This window comes from Prevotella sp. P3-92, from assembly GCF_002251205.1.
GTDB lineage: Bacteria > Bacteroidota > Bacteroidia > Bacteroidales > Bacteroidaceae > Prevotella.
In genome coordinates, this window is sequence record NZ_NPJE01000070.1 from 18,248 (window position 1) to 41,482 (window position 23,235).

16 protein-coding genes are annotated in these 23,235 nt (G+C 48.9%); 5 read left to right on the forward strand and 11 right to left on the reverse strand.

All coding sequences use genetic code 11. The annotated features are described in order from the left end of the window. Positions 1-8: 8 nt before the first annotated feature. The 4 genes from CIK93_RS12615 to CIK93_RS12630 form a co-directional block, all read right to left on the reverse strand. The gene (locus CIK93_RS12615; RefSeq protein ID WP_094390995.1) at positions 9-1,955 is read right to left on the reverse strand and encodes a DNA topoisomerase IV subunit B; all 1,947 of its coding nucleotides are present in this window, start codon (positions 1,953-1,955) and stop codon (positions 9-11) included. A gap of 9 nt (positions 1,956-1,964) precedes the next feature. After that, complete coding sequence (locus tag CIK93_RS12620) at positions 1,965-3,122, reverse strand: GNAT family N-acetyltransferase (RefSeq protein ID WP_094434931.1); 1,158 nt, start codon at positions 3,120-3,122, stop codon at positions 1,965-1,967. Between the two features lie 76 nt (positions 3,123-3,198). Further along, a complete protein-coding gene (locus CIK93_RS12625; RefSeq protein ID WP_094447558.1) occupies positions 3,199-4,383 on the reverse strand; it encodes an SAM-dependent methyltransferase in 1,185 nt (394 codons plus the stop codon). A gap of 162 nt (positions 4,384-4,545) precedes the next feature. Next, positions 4,546-6,051, reverse strand: a complete 1,506-nt coding sequence (locus CIK93_RS12630) for a succinate CoA transferase (protein ID WP_094390992.1) — start codon at positions 6,049-6,051, stop codon at positions 4,546-4,548. Positions 6,052-6,192: 141 nt separating this feature from the next. Here CIK93_RS12630 and cysS point away from each other — a divergent pair, with 141 nt between their 5' ends. After that, positions 6,193-7,683, forward strand: a complete 1,491-nt coding sequence (cysS, locus tag CIK93_RS12635; protein WP_094390991.1) for a cysteine--tRNA ligase — start codon at positions 6,193-6,195, stop codon at positions 7,681-7,683. 549 nt (positions 7,684-8,232) lie between these two features. On the opposite strand, the gene CIK93_RS12640 is transcribed toward cysS, so the two are convergent. Next, positions 8,233-9,069, reverse strand: a complete 837-nt coding sequence (locus CIK93_RS12640; protein WP_254046807.1) for a C1 family peptidase — start codon at positions 9,067-9,069, stop codon at positions 8,233-8,235. A 106-nt stretch (positions 9,070-9,175) separates the two neighbouring features. On the opposite strand from CIK93_RS12640, the gene CIK93_RS12645 reads away from it, so the two are divergent. Beyond that, positions 9,176-10,135 carry a hypothetical protein gene (locus tag CIK93_RS12645; RefSeq protein WP_094447559.1) on the forward strand — a complete coding sequence of 320 codons (960 nt, stop codon included), beginning with the start codon at positions 9,176-9,178 and terminating at the stop codon, positions 10,133-10,135. Positions 10,136-10,162: 27 nt separating this feature from the next. Continuing rightward, complete coding sequence (locus CIK93_RS12650) at positions 10,163-10,861, forward strand: HAD family hydrolase (protein ID WP_094435052.1); 699 nt, start codon at positions 10,163-10,165, stop codon at positions 10,859-10,861. Between the two features lie 25 nt (positions 10,862-10,886). Here CIK93_RS12650 and CIK93_RS12655 read toward each other — a convergent pair whose 3' ends face one another. The 4 genes from CIK93_RS12655 to leuS are packed head-to-tail and all read right to left on the reverse strand — an operon-like array spanning position 10,887 to position 17,418. Beyond that, on the reverse strand, positions 10,887-12,941 hold the full coding sequence (locus tag CIK93_RS12655) for a two-component regulator propeller domain-containing protein (RefSeq protein ID WP_094447560.1): 2,055 nt from the start codon (positions 12,939-12,941) through the stop codon (positions 10,887-10,889). A gap of 12 nt (positions 12,942-12,953) precedes the next feature. Then, positions 12,954-13,574: a non-canonical purine NTP diphosphatase gene (locus tag CIK93_RS12660; protein ID WP_094447561.1), complete on the reverse strand. Its 621-nt coding sequence runs from the start codon at positions 13,572-13,574 to the stop codon at positions 12,954-12,956. A gap of 21 nt (positions 13,575-13,595) precedes the next feature. Continuing rightward, on the reverse strand, positions 13,596-14,552 hold the full coding sequence (locus CIK93_RS12665) for a YitT family protein (RefSeq protein WP_094390987.1): 957 nt from the start codon (positions 14,550-14,552) through the stop codon (positions 13,596-13,598). Positions 14,553-14,568: 16 nt separating this feature from the next. Then, positions 14,569-17,418, reverse strand: coding sequence for a leucine--tRNA ligase (gene leuS, locus CIK93_RS12670; RefSeq protein ID WP_094447562.1), 2,850 nt, complete (start codon positions 17,416-17,418; stop codon positions 14,569-14,571). 463 nt (positions 17,419-17,881) lie between these two features. Here leuS and CIK93_RS12675 point away from each other — a divergent pair, with 463 nt between their 5' ends. Then, complete coding sequence (locus tag CIK93_RS12675) at positions 17,882-19,486, forward strand: carboxylesterase/lipase family protein (RefSeq protein WP_094447563.1); 1,605 nt, start codon at positions 17,882-17,884, stop codon at positions 19,484-19,486. 6 nt (positions 19,487-19,492) lie between these two features. Continuing rightward, the gene (locus CIK93_RS12680; RefSeq protein WP_094434945.1) at positions 19,493-20,152 is read left to right on the forward strand and encodes a DUF4294 domain-containing protein; all 660 of its coding nucleotides are present in this window, start codon (positions 19,493-19,495) and stop codon (positions 20,150-20,152) included. Positions 20,153-20,418: 266 nt separating this feature from the next. On the opposite strand, the gene CIK93_RS12685 is transcribed toward CIK93_RS12680, so the two are convergent. Beyond that, positions 20,419-21,423, reverse strand: a complete 1,005-nt coding sequence (locus CIK93_RS12685; protein WP_094447564.1) for a M28 family peptidase — start codon at positions 21,421-21,423, stop codon at positions 20,419-20,421. Positions 21,424-21,462: 39 nt separating this feature from the next. Next, entirely contained in the window at positions 21,463-23,232 is a 1,770-nt protein-coding gene (locus CIK93_RS12690) for a membrane dipeptidase (protein WP_094447565.1), read from the reverse strand. Between the last annotated feature and the right edge of the window lie 3 nt (positions 23,233-23,235).

Genomic DNA, 23,235 nt, shown 5'->3' on the forward strand with positions numbered 1-23,235 from the left:
TTTCTTTGTTATTCGTAAACGTCTTCTGGTCGGTCTTCCTCTATCACGAGGTTGTCGATGATAAAGTTCTGTCGCTCCATAGTGTTCTTGCCCATGTAGTATTCCAATAGCTTTTGCACCTGGTCGTTCTTATGCAGCGTCACCTGTTCGAGTCTGATATCAGGTCCGATAAAGCCAGCAAACTCTTCTGGGCTTATTTCTCCGAGACCTTTGAATCGTGTGATTTCCGGGTCCGGTCCTAATTGTTGTATGGCATTGATGCGTTCCTCTTCGCTATAGCAATAGCGTGTGATGAAGTCAGTCTTCTTTCCTTCCGTCTTAGCGTCAGCTTCTGCCACCACCTTTTTGTTTTTTATTTTGGTTCTACGGTTGCGCACTCTGAACAAAGGAGTCTGTAGTACATATACGTGTCCCTTTTTGACAAGTTCTGGAAAGAACTGCAAGAAGAATGTAATGATCAGCAGTCGGATGTGCATTCCATCGACATCCGCATCGGTAGCCACTATCACTTTATTGTAGCGCAACGTGTCAAGGCTCTCTTCGATATCGAGTGCAGCCTGCAAAAGGTTGAACTCTTCGTTTTCATAGACCACCTTTTTGGTCAGTCCAAACGAGTTCAGAGGTTTACCGCGCAGTGAGAAAACCGCCTGTGTATTCACATCTCTGCTCTTTGTGATACTTCCGCTTGCCGAGTCGCCCTCAGTGATAAAGATGCAACTCTCCTCTTTTCTGTCGTTTTTAGCATCGCTGAAATGGATGCGACAATCGCGCAGTTTGCGGTTGTGCAAGTTAGCTTTCTTTGCCCGTTCACGTGCAATCTTGGTCACACCCGCCATTGCTTTGCGCTCGCGTTCGCTCTCTTTCACCTTCTGCTCTATCACTTCAGCCACGTCGGTATGGATGTGCAGGTAGTTGTCCACCTCCTGTTTGACGAAGTCGCCCACATATTTATTAATAGAGACTCCATCGTTAGGAGACATAGTGAGTGATCCCAACTTGATTTTGGTCTGGCTTTCGAACATCGGTTCCTCTACGTTGATGGCAATAGCAGCAACGAGTCCGGTTCGAATATCCCCATATTCGTATTTCCCGAAAAATTCCTTAATTGTCTTGGCGATATGCTCTTTGAATGCACTTTGATGTGTACCGCCCTGAGTTGTATGTTGTCCGTTGACAAACGAATAATATTCTTCACCATACTGGTTGGCATGTGTGAATGCAATTTCTATATCTTCTCCCTTGAGGTGTATGATGGGATATAGGGGATCGTTGGTCATTCGGTCCTTCAACAAGTCCTCCAAACCATGTCGGCTGAGTATTCTTCTGCCGTTGTACATGATGGCGAGACCAGTATTGAGATAGGTATAGTTGCGGAGCATGTTTTCCACAAAGTCATTGTGGAACTGGTAGTTGACAAACAAGGTATTGTCTGGCTCGAAGAAGATGTATGTTCCATTCTCGTCGTCGGTCTTTTCTGTCACGTCACTTTGCAGTTGTCCGCGCTCAAAAACCGCTCTTCTTACCTGTCCATCTCTATATGATGCCACTTCAAACCTACTGCTTAACGCATTGACTGCTTTGATACCGACACCATTGAGTCCTACAGATTTTTTGAAAGCCTTAGAGTCATATTTACCGCCCGTATTCAGCATACTGACCGCTTCGATAAGTTTTCCTTGTGGAATGCCACGTCCATAGTCGCGCACCGACACCCGCAGTTGGTCGTCGATGTTGATTTCTATGCGGTCTCCGGCATTCATTTTAAACTCGTCGATAGAGTTGTCTATGACCTCTTTCAGCAATACATAGATGCCGTCTTCAGCCAGCGAACCATCGCCCAGGCGTCCGATATACATGCCCGGTCTTGTTCGCACGTGTTCCATATCCGACAGATGTCGGATATTGTCATCTTCATATCTGATGGTTTGCTCGTTGGTGTTGATGTCTTCGCTCATATTGTCAGGTTAGATATTCTTTTTATAACAGCGGCGCCGCTTATGTTGTACGTGTTCAAGATACTGCCATTGGCTCTGCACTTTATCGTTGGTTTCCATCTCGACATTAGTCTCTCCCCATTCAAAGCCATATTTCTGATACCATGGGATGAGGTCGTAGAATAGCAAAGCGTTAGCGCCTTTGTTTTGATATTCAGGCAGAATGCCTACCAGCATAAGATCTACAATCTTTGTTTTGTGGAATTTCAGAGCCTTGAGTAAGTGCCACCAGCCGAATGGGAACATTCTTCCGTTGTGGCATTTCTGCAGTGCTTTAGTCAGCGACGGTATAGATATGCCCACTCCAATCAGTTTGTGGTCTGGCGTATTCCAGTCTTCTATGAGAGTGACGAGATTGAGGTCGAGTACAGGGAAATACATTTTGAGGTATTCGTCAATCTGCGCTTCGGTCATTTGCGAGTATCCGTAGAGGTTTCCGAATGTTTGGTTGACCACGTCGAACACTTTTCTTCCCACCTGTTCTTTGCCAAAAACCTCGCTACGTTTTATCTTTCTTACGTGAAGGTTGTATCGCTTCATCACCATTTGTGCGATTTTAGCGTATTTGTCGGGCATCGTTCCCTTTTTTGGCACAATAAGTTTGAACTCCACGTAGTCGTTGTCTTTCTCCCAACCGCCCATCTGTTCCATGTGTTTTGGATAGTAGGGATAGTTGTAAATAGTCGCCATCGTACCCAATTGGTCGAATCCTTCAATGAGCATACCCTCTGGATCCATGTCCGTATAGCCGAGTGGTCCTACCATTTCGGTCATACCTTTGGTGCGCCCCCATTGTTCAACGGCCTCAAGTAATGCTTTCGAAACCTCGATATCGTCAATGAAGTCGATCCATCCGAACCTCACGCTTTTTCTCTGCCAGCGTTCGTTGGCTCGGTTATTGATGATGGCAGCCACGCGTCCAACAATCTTTCCGTCTTTAAAGGCGAGGAAATATTCAGCTTCGCAAAATTCGAAAGCCGCGTTTTCCTTCTTGTTGTGCGTATGTTTCTCGTCGCTGTATAGGTTGGGCGCATCATATTTATTGCCTCTATACAGGTCATAATGGAATTGTATGAAGTCTTCCAGAAGTTTCTGGCTATCTACTCTCTTTATTTCTATTGATGACATCTCTTCTTCTTTTTATCTATAAATAACGTCCAGAATTGATGCAAAGGTAGTGAAAAACTGACAAAAAGCCAAACATTTAACCTATTTTACGGCATACGAACAATACGTGGTTGCCATCTGGAAGTGTGGTGCCGAAGATGTATGTATCTCCACCGTCTTTCAGCTTGAGTTTCTTGCGCAGTACTTCTGCCGATAGTGGAAAGTTGCGCACTGCCACATTGGCGCGGTCTATACCAGCAAGTGCTTGTCTCAGTTCGCGCTTGTTTAAGGAGCATTGTTGCTTGACGATGAAACTTCTACCAGGGAATGATTTCACTGCTGTGTTGCTTAGGAAGAGGTGTGAATTGGCAGCCACCTGTTGCATGGCGAAGGCACGTCCCACTTCAGTGAAGCATCCGCCTTTCATGATACTGGCATTGGGTTCATAGAGATAGGTGTTGTCCAAAGCGCTGTTGTCAGTTGCTGTGGGTTGGCAGGTTGGTGTTTCTGTTGTGTCGGAAGGGCAGAACCGTTGTTCATCGTTGATACAAATGAGTGTTGGATTTGCCGAAGCGCGATGGTCGATGACAAGCAATAGCTCCTTACATTCATTTTTCACGCTGACGATATGTACCTCGCTGGCACCTCCCAGGTCATCAACCGCCTTTCGCCAGTCGAGCATAGGCGATAGTTTCATGACTATATGTTCAGCCTTTTCGCGCAACACAGGCATCATGAGCGTGACATCTGGTGTGCAATCAGCCAGTCCGTAGGTGCGTGCGCCATGTTCGTCGCGCCTTGCCGGGTCTATGAATATGACCGTAGCACGCGCCATCTTGTTGACAAAGTCTTCTGCATCATCGTTGGCAACGGCGGCTTCCAACTGCAGTATGGGGAAGTTGTGGTGTGCCAGTTGACAGAGCATTTCATTGCGTTCCACGTAGGTTCGCTTGTCGAATGCCCTTGCCATGAACGAGAAATCGATACCCATGCCGCCTGTAAGATCCACATAGGAAGTGTCTTTGCCGCCCCATCTCTCCACGACGTTTGCTTTGTATTGAGCCGTTTGTTGGCTCGATGCCTGTTCCATGTTGAGGTGTGGTGGGTATAGAATGTTGTCGCAAGCTGCCCAGTCGGGCAGTTTTCGGCGTGCAGTCTGCCATCCGGCAATCTGTTGCAAAGCCAGTTTCAGATCGATGTCTGACGCAGGTTTCGTCAGCGCCAACTGGCGGATGTCATCGTTGCGATGTTGCTTGATGAAGGTTAGGGTACTGTCGTTCATTGTTGGGAATGGGGGATGGAGGACTGAAGGAGATGCTTCGGTAACGGTTGCGGCCTTTCTTCGTTGGTGGTTGCGGCTCTTTTGGGGTGGCTGTGGGCTGTAAAAACGAGGAGGAGTCAGCGTTGTGCGGACCCCTCCCAGTGTTATTTTTTCACGCTGATGTTATTTCACATATTCCGCGAAATCGGTCAGTCGCATATCGCCCTTGCGTGCCAATGAGTCGTGCATAGCGAATGCAGCGGGCAGATTGTGGCGTGTGTGACCGCCTTTGGCAATCTTCATGTAGTCCCACAACAGTTGCTTGTAGTCTGGATGTACGCACTGCTCGATAATGAGTTTCGCTCTTTCTTCCGGACATTTACCGCGCAAGTCAGCCACACCTTGCTCTGTTACGATGATATTGACATCGTGTTCTGAGTGGTCCTGATGGCTTACGAAAGGCACGATGCTACTGATTAGGCCGCCTTTGGCTGTTGACGGACAGGTGAAGATAGAGAGGTAAGCGTTGCGCTCGAAGTCTCCCGAACCACCAATACCGTTCATCATCTTCACGCCACTGATATGTGTAGAGTTTGCATTGCCGTAGAGGTCACACTCAATAGCGGTGTTGATAGCGATAACACCCAGTCGGCGAATGATCTCAGGACTGTTTGAAATCTCGCTCTGGCGCAGTGTGAGGTGGTCTTTGAAGTAGTCCATGTTGTCATAAACCTGCATGAGGCAGTCGTTTGACACGGTCAGTGAGCATGCTGATGCATCTTTCACGCGACCTGTGAGCATCATGTCAATGACAGAGTTCTGTATCACTTCGGTGTAGATATTGAAGTCGGGCACCTGCTTGTCTTGTCCCAGCGCACCGAGGATAGCGTTAGCTGTAGATCCTACGCCACTCTGCAAGGGGAGGAATTCCTTAGGAATACGTCCCTTGGCGAGCTCTGAAACGAGGAATTCGGCAGTAAGGAAACCGATTTTTTCTGTTACGGGGTCAGAGTCTTTGAAAGCTCTTGCCTCGTCGGGGATGTTACATTCTACAACGCCCACGAGCTTGTCTTTGGGTATAACTACATAGGGCACACCGATGCGATCGCCAACCTTTTCGATGGGGATAGCCTTGCGGTAAGGAGGATCGAGAGGTTCATAGACGTCGTGGATGAACTTTGCGTTGGGGTTGTGGAAGCTGTTCAGTTCGAGAATCACATGCTTGGCTAGGCGTGCAGCCGTTGGCGAGATGCCACCAGCAGCGGTCAGATAGACGTGATACTCGTTGCCACATTCCTCGATGTCGCATACTTCGAGTATAGCCCAGTCAATCTCACCATAGAAACCATAGCGCAGTTCCTGTGCCATGTGGCTCAGGTGCAGGTCGTTGTATGGGATTTCTCCCATGTTGACGCGCTTGCGGAAATCTGGATTGGTGGTATATGGAGCACGGTATTTAATGGCCTGTGCATTGGCCAGTACGCCATCTGTGGACTGTCCGGTCGAAGCACCGGTGAAGATACCAACTTTGAACTCGCGTCCAGCAGCGTGTTCTGCCTCTGCTTTCTTTGCCAGTTCTCTTGTGACAGCTTTGGCAACACCAGCAGGCGTGAAGCCACTCATGGCGATGTTGTCGTTGTTGTTGATCAGCGCTGCAGCTTCTGCAGCGGTCATGCGTGTATAAGCCATTTGTTTTACGTTTGGGTAGTTTATATTCCGTTAGTGGGTGCGAAATTACGAAATATTTGTTGAAAAGTCAAATTTTGAAGTCAAAAACTTTGTTTTTCGGTGTGTTATTAGTAATTTTGCAAAAGTAAAACTTAAAATAGAATGGAATCCAAACTCGTAATATACAATACGCTAACTCGTCAAAAAGAGCGTTTTGAACCATTGAATGCACCTCATGTAGGCATGTATGTGTGTGGTCCTACCGTCTATGGCGACCCCCATTTGGGCCATGCTCGCCCTGCCATTACCTTCGACTTGGTGTTTCGTTATCTTCGCCATTTAGGTTATAAGGTTCGCTATGTGCGCAACATTACCGATGTGGGCCACTTGGAGCACGATGCCGATGAAGGCGACGACAAGATAGAAAAGAAGGCTCGTTTGGAGCAATTGGAGCCGATGGAGATAGCCCAGTACTATACCAACCGCTACCATCAGGCTATGGAAGCCCTCAACGTGTTGCCTCCGAGCATCGAACCGCATGCCACTGGTCACATCATCGAACAGCAGCAATTGGTGCAGCAGATATTGGACAATGGTTTTGCCTACAAGTCGAACGGTTCTATCTACTTTGACATCGAGGCTTACAACAAGCAATATAAATATGGTGAACTCAGTGGACGATCGCTCGAAAACACGAAGGATGAGAGCCGCGAGTTGGCAGGTGTGGGTGAAAAGCGCCATCAAGCCGACTTTGCTTTGTGGAAGAAAGCATCGGCAGAGCACATCATGCGCTGGCCTTCGCCATGGAGTGACGGTTTCCCCGGATGGCACTGTGAGTGTACAGCCATGGGCCGTAAGTATCTTGGCGATACTTTCGACATCCACGGTGGTGGTATGGATTTGATTTTCCCACACCATGAATGTGAGATCGCGCAAGCCATTGCATCCCAGGGACACCCTATGGTTAAATACTGGATGCATAATAATATGTTGACCATCAACGGTCAGAAGATGGGCAAATCGCTGGGCAATTTCATTACGCTCAACGAGTTTTTCAGCGGCAATCACCCATTGTTGGAACAGGCCTACAGCGCCATGACCATCCGTTTCTTCATACTTTCTGCCCACTATCGCGGCACTGTTGATTTCTCCAACGAGGCATTGAAGGCATCGGAGAAGGGCTTACAGAAACTGTTGCAAGGCATTGCCGACCTGAAGCGCATCAATGTCAGCGCACATTGTGATAGTGAGACCGAACATATTGTGAAGTCGTTGCGCCAGAAATGCTACGATGCTATGAACGACGATTTGGCTACTCCACAGGTCATCAGCCATCTGTTTGAGGCTTGCTCGGTAGTCAACAAGCTCGTTGACCATAAAGCTACCATCTGTGCCGACTGTCTGAAAGAGCTTAGCGACACCATGCGCCTGTTCACATTCGACATTCTTGGTCTGCGTGAAGAGGCGAGTGAAACCAGCCAGGAGCGCGAGCAAGCCTTCGGAAAGGTGGTCGATATGGTGCTTGAACTGCGTGCCAAGGCCAAGTCAGATAAGGACTGGGCCACATCAGATAAGATTCGTGATGAGTTGGCAGCAGCAGGTTTTGAGGTAAAAGACACTAAGGATGGTGTCACCTGGAAACTTAATAAATGAGAACAATTTGATGTATTTTTACATTTTTTTGGATAAAAGTTTTTTTTTATAAATCATCGTTTAAACAGGCCGATGTGATATCGCCCTGTTTTTTTATGATCATGTTTTTGGGGCAATGCACGAAGCATCAATCACGTGTGTATAGGTCCTCTGCACCATGTATAGCGTTGGAAGCCAGAAAAACCATGTTTTTCCGCCTACTCTTAAGAGTTGTGTAACATGATGGTATATAGTGTATTATAGTGCTATGCGAGTTGCGTTACTCAGCAATTTCAATGAATTTGGTCAGCAATTTCAATGAATTTGGTCAGCAATTTCAATGAATTTGGTCAGCAATTTCAATGAATTTACTTCGCAAATTCAATGAGTTTGCACATCAACGAATATTTCGTTCGTCTCTTATAAAAATCAGTTAGCAGAGCAAATCAATTTGAATTGCTCTGCAAATCAATTTGAATTACTCTGCAAATCAATTTGAATTACTCTGCAAATCAATTTGATTTGCAGAACCAAGTGACCTTCATCAACAAGTAAAGTGCTATCGGTAGGCTATTTACCGAGATATGCTTCGCGCGTTAGGTATAGTGCAACGGTGCAGCAGCGCAGATACTCCTGCGACATATACACCATTCCGCCATAGGGATTGTCGGTTCCCCATGAGTTTTTCATCTTAAAGAACAGCCGCCCGTCGGGGTGGCGCGCCAGTCCTATTATCGTCATGCAATGGTCGTCATCGGGTCGTGACGAGGTGGTGTGGTCGGCTATGCCGCTACGAAAAGAAAATCCACTGTTGTTGATATCACCCTCCCAACAAACGGGATGGCGATGGTGCAGGGCACGCAAGACTATGGCAACCAACGAGTCTTGAGGCACGTTGAGAAAGGTTTCCCGCTCCCAGTTGTCGGGATAGTCTGCCACAATCATCTTGCCATAAGGCTGGGTAGGGTCGGAAGTTACCGCCATGTATTCCTCTGGTCCACACACACTGTGGGCAAACTCCTGTGGCGTATAACGTGCACCGAGCATGAACACCCACTGTGGCAACGGCAGTTGGTCGTGCGTAGAGTCGGGATAGGTGTCGAACGGCACAATACCTTTATTAGCCATCATGCGGACCAAGGAGTGTCCCATACCACGCTGTCGCTGTTTTCCCACCAGCCTCTTGATATAATAAGGTGATAGGTTTACCGAGTCACCTCGGCAGATATGTTCCGTCTCGATGGTGGCGAGCATGGCATAAGCCCAGCAGAGCGATTCGTTGCCTTGGTTTTTGACAGGAGTGAACGGCAGACTCACCACCTCTTGAAAATCCACAGGCGGTTGGTTCCTGCATCCTCCCGTCAGCAGGATGATACCGATGAGTAATATAGCAGTAGCGTGTTTCATGCGTGCAAAAGTACATAAAGATGGGCGGAATGACAAAAGAAACGTCCACTTTCTTTTGTCATTCCCCCGATAAGCAGTAATTTTGCAGATGAAAAGAGAGTAAGACATGAATATAATACGCTTTCTGAAAGACTGGACGCTGCCTGTGGCAATAGCTTTTGGTGCAACAGTTTATCTGCTGTTCTACTATGTGCCGCAGCTCGACGGACTGGGCAATAGGCTAGGCCCCGTTATCGATGTGATATTCCCGGTGACGGTGTTTCTCACGCTGTTAGCCACCTTTTGCAAGGTCGATTTCCATCAGATGCGCCCCCATCGTTGGCATATTGGTGTGCTTGCAGCACAGGTATTGCTGGTAGTTTCCAATCTCGGCATCATCTTTCTGGTAGGTGACGACCTTGACCAACAGCTCATCTGGCAAGGAGTGCTTACTTGTACCATCGCCCCGTCGGCATCGGCAGCGCCCGTTGTGACGGGCAAGCTCGGTGGAAACATCAATACGATGACCACCTTTACCGTCATCTCAGCCCTTGCATCGGCATTGATGATACCCTTGGTGTTTCCTCCGCTGACCAGTACGGTGCATCTTACATTCTTCGAAACCTTCCTCATCATTCTGCAAAAAGTATCGATGGTGCTCCTGTTGCCGTTGGTCTTGGGCTGGCTGATGCAGCACTATGTGAAGGCGGTCTGCCGTCGCATTGCCTCCATGCCCAATCTGAGTTTCTATCTATGGGGCGTCTCGCTCACTATTGTAGCCGGTGTAACGGTGAAGAATATCCTGCACAGCAATGCACCATTGTGGTTGCTCACGGCTATTGCTGCATTGAGTTTCGTGGTCTGCTTTGTGCAGTTCGGCATTGGTCGCGCCATTGGCAGACACCTTGGCGAGGAAATCTGCAGCGGTCAAGCCCTGTTTCAGAAGAACACCTCGTTAGCCATTTGGGTGGCTTACCTCTATCTGCATCCTGTAGCATCGGTAGGCGCAGGCTGTTATGTGCTGTGGCAGAACATCATCAACTCAGCTGAACTGTGGCACTACCGCCGCACCCATCCCAATCCGTGACTTACTGAATAACATCGCAACATGACAATGACAAAGACCGATATCACGACCATCATTTTCGATGCCGACGATACCCTATGGGACTGTCAGACTTGGTTTGACCGTGCCGAAGAGCAACTTGCCGATATGCTTAAACCTTGGGTGAGCGACAGACAACGCGTGGCAGACAGCCTCTTTGCCATCGAGCGCGCTAATATGCCGCTTTTCGGCTATGGCACTAAGGCATTCACCCTGTCGCTGTTGGAGAATGCTATCAAACTGACCGATGGTCGTATCGGTGCCGATGTGCTACTCCAAATCATCGAAATGGGTAAGCGTCTGCTGCGTTTCCCTGCTACTCCGTTGCCTGAAGTGGAATCTACGCTGCGCCAACTCCACGAAGCGGGACGCTACCGGTTGGTGGTATTTACCAAAGGTGAACTGATGGGACAGGAGGATAAACTGTCGCGATCAGGACTGTTGCCCTATTTCTCGCATGTGGAAATCGTGTCCGACAAGACCGAAACCGCCTATCGCACACTCTGCGACACCCTTGGTGTGGATCCCCATGAAACACTCATGGTGGGCAACTCCTTCCGTAGCGACATTGCTCCGGCACTTGCTGTTGGCGCCTGGGCAGTACATATTCCCTTCCATGCAGTATGGGCATTGGAGAAATCGCAAGAGTTTCCACACGAAAGATTAACGAAGATAGAACATTTCAGTCAGCTGATGGACTGTCTTTAAATTATAGCGCTTGATGCATTGCCACTTATCGGATGATGGCAATGCGGCAAACGGTGCCCCGATGACCGTCGCTTGTAGCGGTCAAAACATGATAGACGCCAGAGGCCACGCGGCGCCCTTTGCTGTCGCAACCATCCCAGATATAGGTGCCACCCGTGCTGCGCCCACGTGCCACCAGCATGCCTGCCGTGTTTACAATGCGCACATCCGCATCGTAACTCAGTCCTTCAATGGTGATAGGTCCCGTATAGTCGGGGGCTACAGGATTGGGATAGGCGCGCACCACACCTTTCTCCATCTTTTCAGCGGCATCGGTAGCATCGGAAACCACAGCGCAAAGCCCCTCTTCCGTGCCGATATACACCCGTCCGGTCTGTCCGTCGATGGCGATACTCTCTATGCGGTCAGACAGCAAACCGCTGTCGGCTGAGGTGTAATGAGCCACTTCGGTGGTGTTGTCGCTACTGATTACATAGACGCCGTTGCTTTCTGTGCCTATCCATTTGCGGTTGCCGCCATCAATAGCCATGGCAGTCACACTGATTCCCTCCAACAGATAGTCGCCATAACCGCTGCCATCATTGCGCGGAACGACAATCTGCGTATATCCGTAGTCGGGCGATTGTTGCTGTTGTGGAGTGAGCATCAGCGGTCCCTGATTGGTGCCTGCCCATATATTGCCATCTTTATCTTCAGCCACACAGTTGAAGCTATAGATGTCGCGCAAGGGTGTTTCGTCTTGATTGCGCAAGGCATCAAAGCGGTCCACCTCGTCTGTTTCAGGGTCGATGCGCACCAGGCAAGGGTGATGGTGATGACTGTTGACAAGCCAAACCTTACCCGTATGGTCGGTCGTAGGGTTGCGCAAGATGGTTAGGGGCGTGCCGTTATAGAAGAGTGAGGGATGGTCGAGTGACTCCATCGTGCCTTCACTGTTCATGCGGATAAGTGGGTGCTGGGTCTCGCTGTTGGTCATCCAAAGGCGATGCTGACGGTCGTAGAAGAGTCCATCAACACGCACATAGTTGTTGTTGCCCGGAATGGCACTTGCCAACAGACTATTGCCTGCGGTGTATTGAGCCACCGATTGCCCGTTGCGAAACTCAAAGAGGCCGTTGCCACAGGTCGCTATATAAAGATGTGTGGCATCGGCAGGGTCGATAGCCATGCTCACCGCATCCTTTTTCATTGGAGCATCGATTCGCTGCCAATGTCCCTCGCGGTCCATTTGCTGCCATTGTGCGGTGCGATCCATCTGTCCTCCGTCGTACCAACCGCCACCTACTCCATACAAACATCCGTTGACGAACCACAGATTGTTGAACTCGTTGTAGTGCGGTCCACCGGCATTTATCTGGCTGACGATGGATATATAGGCATCGTAGTCACCCCGGTAAGCATCGTAAATGGATTCAGGGAAATGGCTTGTCGAGTGCCAGTTGGCAGGATTGATGAGGTTGTCGGACATCCGCCCAACCATCACGCCGCTCGCTGCGGTATTGGCATAGAGGTTGCCGTCAACCGGCATCACATTCCAAACATCGCTGCCTAAGGTGTAAGTTTCTACCACATGGGCATTCGCCACATCTATCTTCACAATGCTGGAACCCACACAGAGGTAGGCGATGCTACCGTCGGTAACAATGCGGTGAACCTTCTTGCTGCCTGCCATCGTTGCCATATAGAGGTCGGGCATATTGGTCACTTCACCCTCAGGATTGATGAGGTCGATATTGGCATTGGTATAAATGGCGATGAGGCGATGGGCTTCGCTACACCATTTGATATGGGATAGCTGACCGCCATTCAGGCCGTTGGACCGGTCGAAAGTAGTAACCGACTGGTCGTTGAGGTTGTAGTGATAGAGATTGCCACTCGCTTTGACGAAGAGTCCTTGCTCTGCTTTCTCTATTTGTTGCGGTTCGCCATAGGCTAAATAATACTGCCAGGTGCCGGGCTGTGCATGGACTGTCGTCATGGCAAACCAGCATAGCAGGGTACATACACAACGACAGACAGCACCAAAGCTAATGTCGTGGGACATGAGCCATGATGCTGTCTGACGTGGGGATAGTATCATTTTTCTTATAGTTTATTTTCCAAGAGTTGCACGCAGATAGTCGGCCAACTTCTGAGTGGCACGTGCACGGTGGCTGATGGTGTTTTTGACATCCACTCCGAGTTCTGCAAAGGTGTGGTTGTAACCTTCGGGTTGGAACACGGGGTCGTAGCCGAAGCCTTCACTGCCGTGCTTCTCGTTGGTGATGGTGCCGTTGACAATGCCTTCAAACTCGGTCACTTTCTTCACAGCAGTGCAACCGCAGGGGCACACATCGCGTCGCTCTATCAGCGCAATGACGGTGCGGAAGCGTGCCTGGCGATTGTCTTTTCCTGCCAGTTCGGCAAGCAGCTTCTGCATATTGGCCTCCGAGTCGTGGCCTTCGCCACCAGCATAGCGTGCGCTATAAACACCCGGTGCACCGTTGAGAGCCTCTACTTCGAGACCGGTATCGTCGGCAAAACAGCTCACATGATAGTGGTCATACACATACTGAGCCTTCTGCAGGGCATTCTCTTCAAGGGTCTTGCCCGTTTCGGGAATATCCTCGTGGCAGCCGATGTCGGCTAACGACACCACCTCGAAACGGTTTCCAAGGATGCTGCGAATCTCTTCCAACTTATGTTGGTTATTGGTTGCAAATACAATTTTCATCGTTATAGTTTGTCGGCGGCATCATTCCTTAGGGATTTCTTCCACCGCCTTTTTTACTTTTTTAATCTTTACTTTCATCTCGTCAAAGCCTTCGCCATAGACACCGATAACGGCACTTTGGCTTACAAAGGCGTTGGGGTCGATCATCTTGATGAGGCGGAAGATGTTGACGCTCTCATTCTTTTTGGCCAAAATACACAATACGCGGAGTTCCTTACCAGTGTACCAGCCATGGCCATCGAGGATGGTTACACCATGGTCCATCTGTGTGCCGATGGCATTGGCAATCTCCTGCCACTTGCGAGAGAATATCATAAACTGCACAGACTCCCTTCGTGCATTCATCACATAGTCGAGCACAAAGTTCTCCATCGTCATCACACAGAAACCAAACACTACCTTGTGGGCGCGCTCGATATAGGTGCCAAACTGTGGGAAGAACATACACGAACCGATGATACAGAAGTCGGCGGCTATCAGTACAGTACCCAACGATACGTTGTGATACTTATTGATAGATGCTGCAATAATATCGGTACCACCCGTAGAACCGTTGTTGGAGAATACGGTGGCAAGGGCAATGCCGCCAAACATACATCCTATAACCATCGACATGAAGTCCTGCCCTTCGCCCAGCAACTTGATGGGCAGGCCGTTGGGCTGTTTGGGCAAGATGTCTTGGGCAAACTTCAGCATGAAATAGAGCGTAACGATGGCATAGATGGTCTTCATTAGAAACTTGAAGCCCAATACCTTCAACGCGACAATCAGCAGAATGCCGTTGATAATGATATAGGTATTTTCCAAACGGAAACCGGTAGCATAGTAGATAATGGCCGACAAGCCAGTCACTCCGCCACCTACAATCTCATAAGGCATGAGGAATACGGTGAACGAAATGGTATATAGCAGCAAGCCAACGGTGATGAAGAAATAGTCCTTCATCTCGTTCCACAGCATTTTGTGATTGATAGTCATATGCCGTATTTGATATTTATTTGCAAACGATGTTTACCATGCGTTTGGGCACTATGATGACTTTGACCACTTGCTTGCCGTCGATATACTTCGGTGAGCGAGGATCTGCCATCACGGCTTCTTCGATGGTTTTATTGTCAGCATTGGCAGCAAACTCCATGTCGAAACGTGTTTTGCCGTTGAAGGCAACACCAAGTTTTACGGTATCTTCTACCAAGAACTCTTCATTCCATGTGGGCCATGGGGCATCGCAAACGCTGCCGGTCTCGCCCAAAGCCTCCCAAAGTTCTTCGCTGATATGGGGTGCGAAGGGGGCCAATAGTGTAACGAGGGTGCGGAGAAGTTCGCGGTTGTGACACTTCAACTGTGCCATCTCGCCAACGCAAATCATAAAGGCAGAGATAGACGTGTTGTAAGAGAATTCCTCGATGTCTTGTGACACCTTCTTAATCAGTTTGTGGACACTCTTCAACTGGGCTTTTGTGGGCTCAGCATCGTCAACGAGCAGTTTGCCATCGGCGTTGTCGCGGCTGTTGCCATAGAACAAAGCCCAGAACTTCTTCAAGAAGCGGTGACAACCATCTATTCCGTTGGTGTCCCAAGGCTTAGACTGTTCTACCGGACCAAGGAACATTTCGTATAGACGTAAGGTGTCGGCACCGTAGCGCTCAACAATCATATCGGGGTTGACCACGTTGAACATCGACTTAGACATCTTTTCAATTGCCCAACCACAGATGTATTTTCCGTCTTCAAGGATAAATTCTGCATGCTCATACTCTGGTCGCCAAGCGCGGAAAGCATCTTGGTCGAGCACGTCGTTGCTGACGATATTCACGTCAACGTGTATGGGAGTTACATCCTTGTAACTGCCTTTGAGGTTCAGACTGACAAACTTGCCCTTGTCTGCGCCCTCGTCGTTGATGCGATATACAAAGTTGCTGCGACCCTGTATCATGCCTTGGTTTACCAGTTTCTTGAATGGTTCGTCCTCGCAACTGTAGCCTGAATCAAACAAGAACTTGTTCCAGAAGCGTGAATAGATGAGGTGACCGGTGGCATGTTCTGTACCGCCAACATAGAGATCTACGTTGCGCCAGTATTCATCAGCCTCTTTACTTACGAGGGCTTTCTCGTTCTTAGGATCCATATAGCGCAGATAGTAGGCAGAAGAACCTGCGAATCCGGGCATGGTGTTGAGTTCGAGAGGGAATACGCTCTTATGGTCTATCAGACTCTTATCTACTACTTGGTTGGTCTTGGTATCCCACGCCCACAACTTGGCACGGCCCAATGGGGGCTCGCCAGACTCTGTTGGCTTGTATTCGTCTATTTCAGGCAATTCCAAAGGCAGACATTCCTTCGGAATCATATAGGGCATATTGTCCTTGTAATATACGGGGAATGGCTCGCCCCAATAGCGCTGACGACTGAAGATGGCATCGCGCAGACGGTAATTCACCTTGACGCGGCCCAGTCCGTTGGCTTCCACATATTTCTTGGTGGCGGCAATGGCCTCCTTCACGGTCAATCCGTTGAGGCTGAACTTTGCTGAAGCAGAGTTGCAGACAATGCCTTCTTTGGCATCGTAGCTCTCTTCAGAAACATCGGCGCCTTCTATCAGTGGGATGATGGGAAGGTTGAAATGCTTGGCAAAAGCATAGTCGCGCGAGTCGTGGGCAGGTACTGCCATGATGGCCCCAGTGCCGTATCCGGCCAAAACATACTCTGAAATCCAGATGGGAATCTTTTCGTCTGTGAATGGATTGATAGCGTATGAACCAGAGAAAACACCTGTCACTTTTTTGTCGGAAATACGGTCACGCTCAGTACGCTTCTTCACATAGGCGATATAGTCGCTTACTTCGGCTTTCTGAGCATCGGTGGTGAGTTCGGCAACGAGATCTGATTCAGGCGCAAGAACCATGAAGGTTACACCAAACATGGTATCGGCACGAGTGGTGAAGATGGTGAAGTGCTTGTCGGAATCGGCCACATTGAACTCTACTTCGGTACCTTCGGAGCGTCCAATCCAGTTGCGCTGAGTCTCTTTCAAAGAGTCGGTCCAGTCGATTGTGTCGAGACCGTCGAGCAAACGCTGGGCGTATGCAGATACGCGCAGACACCACTGGCGCATCTTCTTCTGCACTACAGGGTAGCCACCGCGTACGCTGACGCCATCCACTACCTCATCGTTGGCAAGTACCGTGCCGAGTTGAGGACACCAGTTGACCATGGTGTCGGCAAGATAGGCTATGCGGTAGTTCATCAACACTTCTTGCTTTTTCTTCTCAGAGTACGATGCCCAGTCGGAAGCAGTGAAGTCCAATTCCTCTGTTCCCAGTGCACCACAGTCTTTAGAACCCATCAGTTCGAAGTGTTCTATCAGTTTGATGGTAGGCTGTGCTTTGTGTGAAGAAGTGCTGTAGTATGATTTGAACATGCGTTGGAACGCCCATTGTGTCCATTTATAGTAGATAGGATCGCAAGTGCGTACCTCGCGTTCCCAGTCGAAGGAGAATCCAATCTTGTCCAACTGCTGTCTGTAGCGCGCAATATTCTCTGTAGTAGTCTTCTCTGGATGCTGTCCGGTTTGTATGGCATACTGCTCTGCGGGGAGTCCATAGGCATCGTATCCCATCGGATTCAACACGTTGTAGCCCTGCTGGCGCTTATAGCGAGCGTAGATGTCGCTGGCAATATAGCCCAATGGGTGACCCACATGGAGTCCGGCTCCAGAGGGGTAGGGGAACATGTTGAGCACGTAGAATTTCTTTTTTGTAGGGTCTTCTGTCACGCGGTAGGTTTTCATCTCTACCCAGCGCTTCTGCCACTTCTGTTCGATGTCTCTAAAATTGTATTCCATATTTTCGTATTTTTTGTTTTCTCCTTATTTATATAATATTACTGCAAAGGTAGTGCAAACCGAGCGAAATACAAAGAAAAACCCCGTTTTTCTTTTATTTAAGAGGTGTAGCACTATCTTTATGATGACCTTGTAAAGCGACTCACGTAAGAGAAGAAATAAGAAAAAATGAAATTTCTTTTGCTTTTCGCTCACTTAATCGTACCTTTGATGCTTCTCATCTTAGGTACTCCCGTTCGGAAAAGCATAATAAAAATGGTTTTTTCTTTTGCTTTTCGCTCACTTAATCGTACCTTTGTGATTGCATCACCAAGGTACTCCCGTTCGGAAAAACATAATAAAAACGAGTTTTTCTTTTGCTTTTCGCTCACTTAATCGTACCTTTGCAACATCGCGAAGAAGGAACAGAATTACCTTTTCCGATAATCTATAGAATAGAAACAAATTTAAAACGAAACGACAGATGAACAAGATGCTGCTGATGATGGCTGCTTGCTTCTGTACCATCGGAATGATGGCACAAGGCAACCCACAGGTGAAAACAACTGATGGAACGCTTGAAGGAATGGAGCGTTCTGGTGTGAAAGTGTTTCTCGGAGTACCATTTGCTGCACCGCCAGTGGGCGATCTGCGATGGAAAGCACCACAGCCCGTTGTAGCATGGGAGGGTGTGCGTAGTGCTAAAGACTTTGGGCCTAACCCCATGCAAGAGAATATATTTGGCGACATGAACTTCGGTACGAAGGAAAACAGCGAAGACTGTCTATATCTGAATATATGGACTCCTGCTCACACCATGAAGGAGAAACTACCTGTGCTCATCTATTTCAACGGTGGAGGACTCATGGCTGGAAGCGGTAGCGAACCCAGATATGCCGGAGAGAGCATGGCGCGAAAGGGCATAATCGCTATTACTGCCAATTATCGTGAAGGCATCTTCGGTTTCTTCTCTCATCCGCAACTGTCGAAAGAAACAGCCTATAAGGGTTCGGGAAACTATGGATTCATGGATCAAGTGGCTGCCATTCAATGGGTGAAAACACATATTGCAGACTTTGGTGGCGATCCCGAACGCATCACGATAGCAGGCGAATCGGCTGGATCAATGTCGGTAAGTGCCTTGATGGCATCGCCACTGTGTCAAGGACTGATAGCACAAGCCATCGGATCAAGCGGCTCTGTCATGGGATTCAACGCTGTTGCTACACTCAAAGAGGCTGAGACAGCTGGCGTAGAAATAGCAAAAGCGCTGGGTTGTAAGACTATTAAACAGTTGCGTGCCATGCCGGCAGAAGAACTCATGAAGCGTGCCAACGTGAGAAACGTACCGAAATACTGCATCGATGGCTATTTCTTCACAGAACAACCCACACAGACTTATGCCGACGGAAAGCAGTTGCACATTCCTTTGCTCATTGGTGGAAACAATCAAGAGATGTCGCCTCAAGCGATTCTGGCTGGTCAGCCAGCCTCTGTAGAGGTTTTGAAAGAAGCTGCACGTCAGAAGTTTGGCGATGCCACCGACCAACTGTTCCGTCTATATGGCATCTATACTGCTAACGATGTGACAGGACAGCCGGGCACTGACTTGGCTTCTGATTTATTCCTCGACTATTCCACATGGAAGTGGGGACACATGCACCAGTTGACCAGTGGACAACCAGTTTATCGCTATCGCTACTGCCATCCGCGCCCAGCAATGGCTGTCAAGGGGAAAGTGGCAGGACTGGCTGGTGGAATATTAGATGCAAAAGATGGAGAACCAGCAGTGTCACAAGACAAAGGAGCGGTACATTCTGCCGATATTGAGTATGCCATGGGTACGTTGCCCACAAACAGAGTCTATGACTGGCAGCCCGATGACTATATGATCTCTGATGTGTTCAGCAACTATTACGCTAATTTTGTGAAGACAGGAAACCCCAACGGACTCGGTTTGGTGAATTGGCCGGCAGTCAACGGCAAAACTGTTCCACCCGTATTGCAGATTGACGTGCATACTTTTGTTAAGACCGATGAGGCGATGCAACAGCGTTATTTGCTGATGGACAAGTTGTTTTGGAAATAAACCATCATGCTGCAATACCTTAAAACTGATACGCTTCGATGTCTGATGGTGTCGCTAATGGCCGTTATGACATTATCACTCTATGCGCAACAGACCGACCCTGCCAACGAGAGTAAGGCCGACGACGATCCGTTTGGCCCTACGTTCATGCCGATGGTCAAGGTTGGAAAGGTGCTGGAAGGCGGCGACAGCATCCAGTATATGGAGATGAACAATGTCTATGTTTATCCCCCCATCTCCTTCAGTAGCAAGAAACAGCAGATGGCGTTTAATAGATTGGTGCGCAATGTGAAGCGCGTACTGCCTATTGCCAAGGAGGCGCGCACCATTATGATGGAGACTGCGGAGTTTCTGGAAACTTTGCCTGACAAGAAATCGAAGGAGGAACATATGAAACGCGTAGAGAAAAGCATCTGGAAAGAGTATCAGCCGAAGATGAAAAAACTGACGTATTCACAGGGAAAACTCCTCATCAAACTCATCTATCGCGAGAGTCATTCATCTTCCTACAATATGATTCAAGCCTTTCTCGGACCTGTGCGTGCTGGATTCTATCAGGCTTTTGCATGGGCGTTCGGCGCCAGTTTGAAGAAAGAATACGATCCGGAAGGTGTGGATAGACTCACCGAACGAGTCGTGCTGATGGTGGAAGCTGGTCAACTCTGATGTGTTCCGTAAGTGTTTGACAGGTGTTTGATAACCTAAACTTATCATCATCGAACACCACTATAAAGTTATATCCGATAATGAATTACGTTATAGTGGTGTTCGGTGTTCGATAAAAAATGCAAAACTAAAATATATGTGTTGCCGCGTGATGCCTTCTTGGGCGTCGGCATTACTTGTTCTCAAGCAATCGCAATGGGGTTTGTTGGATGGAGCAATGGTTCATAGTCTGGCAATACAGTAAAGCCCATTGACCTACCTTGTGATTATTTGTCGTTGAAAACCACTTGCAGCAGGGTCTGGCCTACGGCTTTCAGCGTGTTCTTGTCGATATGTTGCATATCGTCACTGACGGTGTGCCACGTCGGTCCAAAGGAACTTTGTTGGCAATCGGGATAGTGGTTGATGATATCCACACAGGGGATATGTGCCACTTCATTCACTGGTATGTGGTCGTCGGTCACATAGCCGCCAGCCTCCATAGGGAAGAAACTGCTATAGCCTGCGGCACTTGCAGCACTCCAGATGCGGTCAACGAGGCGTCCGGCATGTTGCAGTGAGAAGCCTTCGTGGTAGAAACGGGCACCCTGACCACCCACCATATCGAGCAAAATGGCATAGCGATACTTATTAGAACCGCTTGCGGCATAGTTCTTCGCCCAGTGTTGTGCGCCCAATGCCCATGAGTCGCCATCGTCTGCGGCGTCGCTCCACTGTGGTACGCCCCAGTCTTCGGCATCGAAGCAGACAAAGTCGATGCTTACAGGTAGTGAGTCGTTGTGTTGAAGCAGGCGTGCCAGTTCGAGCATGACAGCCACTCCCGATGCGCCATCGTTGGCTGCCATGACGGGTTTGTGCCAGTTGGCAGAGTCGGGATCATTATCTGCCCATGGGCGACTGTCCCAGTGTGCACATATCATGATGCGTGTTTCGTCGGTGCTGCGTTTGGGCATAGAGGCGATGATGTTGGTGCTTTTGAGTATTGTGCCGTCGAATCCCTTGAGGTCTGCACACTGAAGTTCAATGCTGCAACCGTATTTCTGAAACTGTGAAGCAATCCATTTGCCGCATTTCTCATGCGCCTCGCTATTCATTGTGCGAGGTCCATAGGTACATTGTGCTGCACAGAAAGCATAGGCAGAATCAGCATGAAATTCAATATTGACAGGTTTTTCCTCAGTTGCAGGTTGTTTGTTGGTAGTACCGCAAGCCATGATGGTGGCTATTGCAGCCCATAGCATGGCGATATTGAGTATGTGGTGTTTCGTCATTTTTCTGTTTGTAGTCTGTAGTCTATATGATAATGATTTCTACGATTTGGCGCTTTGCACCTGTTTCATGATACGCAGGAAATTGCGTCCCCAAATCTTTTGGATGTCGCGTTCGGAATAGCGTTTGGCCATGAGATGTCGGGTGAAATTGATCATTTCCGATGAGCAGGAGAGTCCGCGAATTCCTCCATCGCCATCGAAATCAGAACCTAAACCGACATGGTCGATACCCATAATATTGATAGCGTGGTCGAGATGTGCCAGTGCATCAAGTACTGTAGCCTCGCCATCTTTGCAGAGGAAACCATTATAGAGCGTCACTTGCATCACACCACCCTTAGCAGCCAGCTGTCGCATCTGGTCGTCGGTGAGATTGCGAGGATGGTCGCAAAGGGCTCTACAGCTGGAGTGGCTACACACAATGGGCTGTTGGCTGATGTCGAGTGCATCGTAGAAACTGCGCTCACCAGCATGACTCATATCTACCATGATGCCCAGTTTGTTCATCTTCCTAATGACCTGTTGGCCGAAGTCGCTCACACCGCCATGGGTATTGCAACCGCGTGCTGAGTCGCAGATGTCGTTGTCACCATTATGGCAGAGTGTCATATAGACGATGCCGCGCTCTGCAAAATGGCGCAGCTTGCGTAGATCGCCATTGATGGCCAAACCATTTTCAATGCCCAGCATGATGCTCTTCAGCCCTTTCTTCTTATTGGCATAGAGGTCGGCAGGTGTCCGTGCAATGCTGAGGTAGGACTTATTGTGGGCCACCATGGTTTCTATCTTGTCGAAGATGAGGTCTGCATATTCCGTAGGATTCTTCACATCGAAATCAACAATTGATGGGAAGTCCTCGCCGGGTTTGGGTTGTGGCAGATAAGCCACCATGATAGTGGCATCTTGATGACCTTCGGTCATCTTGTGGAGATCTACCAATATCTTCTTGTCGCGACTGCCGAAATCTACGCCTTGAGGGAAGAACATCGGTGTGTCGCAATGCGTATCGAGGGTGATGATGCGCTCATGGAGCTTGCAGGCTTGGTAGAAATGTTCTGACTCCTTCACTAACCATTGGAAAAGTGGCGCTCCATCGACCAAACACTCTGGATGCCATTGCACGCCAATGATACTCTTGTATTCACGGCTTTCTATGGCTTCGATGATACCGTCGGCAGATTCTGCTGTGGTGCGGAAACGTGGTCCGCAGTGATCTACTGCTTGGTGATGAAATGAGTTGACGTAGAGTATGCCGTCGTTGTCCTTGAGCGTATCGGCATAGAGACTACCGAGAATAGAGTCGGGCTCTATCTTTACGGAGTGGGTGGGCTCTGAACGGTCTGCGTCCTGACTGTGTTTTACCTGTGCTCTGTGGCTGATATCCTGTTCCACATGGCCATCAAGAGCCATAGCCAATGCTTGAATGCCGCGACAAATGGCTAACATCGGAATCTGCCGATCGTAGGCTAACCGTATAGTGAGCAGTTCGGCAAGGTCGCGCTCGGCATTGATGCCTCCAAGCTTGACAACAGGTTGCTCGCCTGCAAACAGCGGATTGAAGTCGGAGCCACCGCTGATGAGAAGCCCATCAATATGTTCAAGCGTATTGATGATAGTATCGGTCTGTGCAGAGGGAGGCATGATGATAGGCACGCCACCAGCATCTTCCACCGATTTATAATAGGTTTGAGCGAGCTTGCAGTTTCCTTCGCCATAGTTTCCCGTGATGGCAATGACAGGTTTGTGCGTTGCTGCAGGAAACGACGCATGGCATTTGGCCAGCTGTGCTTGCCAGTCAAAACGGTTCATACG

What these genes read in the sequence shown, in the direction of transcription:
- CIK93_RS12615 (WP_094390995.1), bottom strand. Translation starts at nt 1,955, where the DNA reads ATGAGCGAAGACATCAACACCAACGAGCAAACCATCAGATATGAAGAT.
- CIK93_RS12655 (WP_094447560.1), bottom strand. Translation starts at nt 12,941, where the DNA reads ATGATACTATCCCCACGTCAGACAGCATCATGGCTCATGTCCCACGAC.
- CIK93_RS12660 (WP_094447561.1), bottom strand. Translation starts at nt 13,574, where the DNA reads ATGAAAATTGTATTTGCAACCAATAACCAACATAAGTTGGAAGAGATT.
- CIK93_RS12675 (WP_094447563.1), top strand. Translation starts at nt 17,882, where the DNA reads ATGAACAAGATGCTGCTGATGATGGCTGCTTGCTTCTGTACCATCGGA.
- CIK93_RS12645 (WP_094447559.1), top strand. Translation starts at nt 9,176, where the DNA reads ATGAATATAATACGCTTTCTGAAAGACTGGACGCTGCCTGTGGCAATA.
- CIK93_RS12640 (WP_254046807.1), bottom strand. Translation starts at nt 9,069, where the DNA reads ATGAAACACGCTACTGCTATATTACTCATCGGTATCATCCTGCTGACG.
- CIK93_RS12665 (WP_094390987.1), bottom strand. Translation starts at nt 14,552, where the DNA reads ATGACTATCAATCACAAAATGCTGTGGAACGAGATGAAGGACTATTTC.
- CIK93_RS12625 (WP_094447558.1), bottom strand. Translation starts at nt 4,383, where the DNA reads ATGAACGACAGTACCCTAACCTTCATCAAGCAACATCGCAACGATGAC.
- CIK93_RS12630 (WP_094390992.1), bottom strand. Translation starts at nt 6,051, where the DNA reads ATGGCTTATACACGCATGACCGCTGCAGAAGCTGCAGCGCTGATCAAC.
- CIK93_RS12685 (WP_094447564.1), bottom strand. Translation starts at nt 21,423, where the DNA reads ATGACGAAACACCACATACTCAATATCGCCATGCTATGGGCTGCAATA.
- CIK93_RS12690 (WP_094447565.1), bottom strand. Translation starts at nt 23,232, where the DNA reads ATGAACCGTTTTGACTGGCAAGCACAGCTGGCCAAATGCCATGCGTCG.
- cysS (WP_094390991.1), top strand. Translation starts at nt 6,193, where the DNA reads ATGGAATCCAAACTCGTAATATACAATACGCTAACTCGTCAAAAAGAG.
- CIK93_RS12650 (WP_094435052.1), top strand. Translation starts at nt 10,163, where the DNA reads ATGACAAAGACCGATATCACGACCATCATTTTCGATGCCGACGATACC.
- CIK93_RS12620 (WP_094434931.1), bottom strand. Translation starts at nt 3,122, where the DNA reads ATGTCATCAATAGAAATAAAGAGAGTAGATAGCCAGAAACTTCTGGAA.
- CIK93_RS12680 (WP_094434945.1), top strand. Translation starts at nt 19,493, where the DNA reads ATGCTGCAATACCTTAAAACTGATACGCTTCGATGTCTGATGGTGTCG.
- leuS (WP_094447562.1), bottom strand. Translation starts at nt 17,418, where the DNA reads ATGGAATACAATTTTAGAGACATCGAACAGAAGTGGCAGAAGCGCTGG.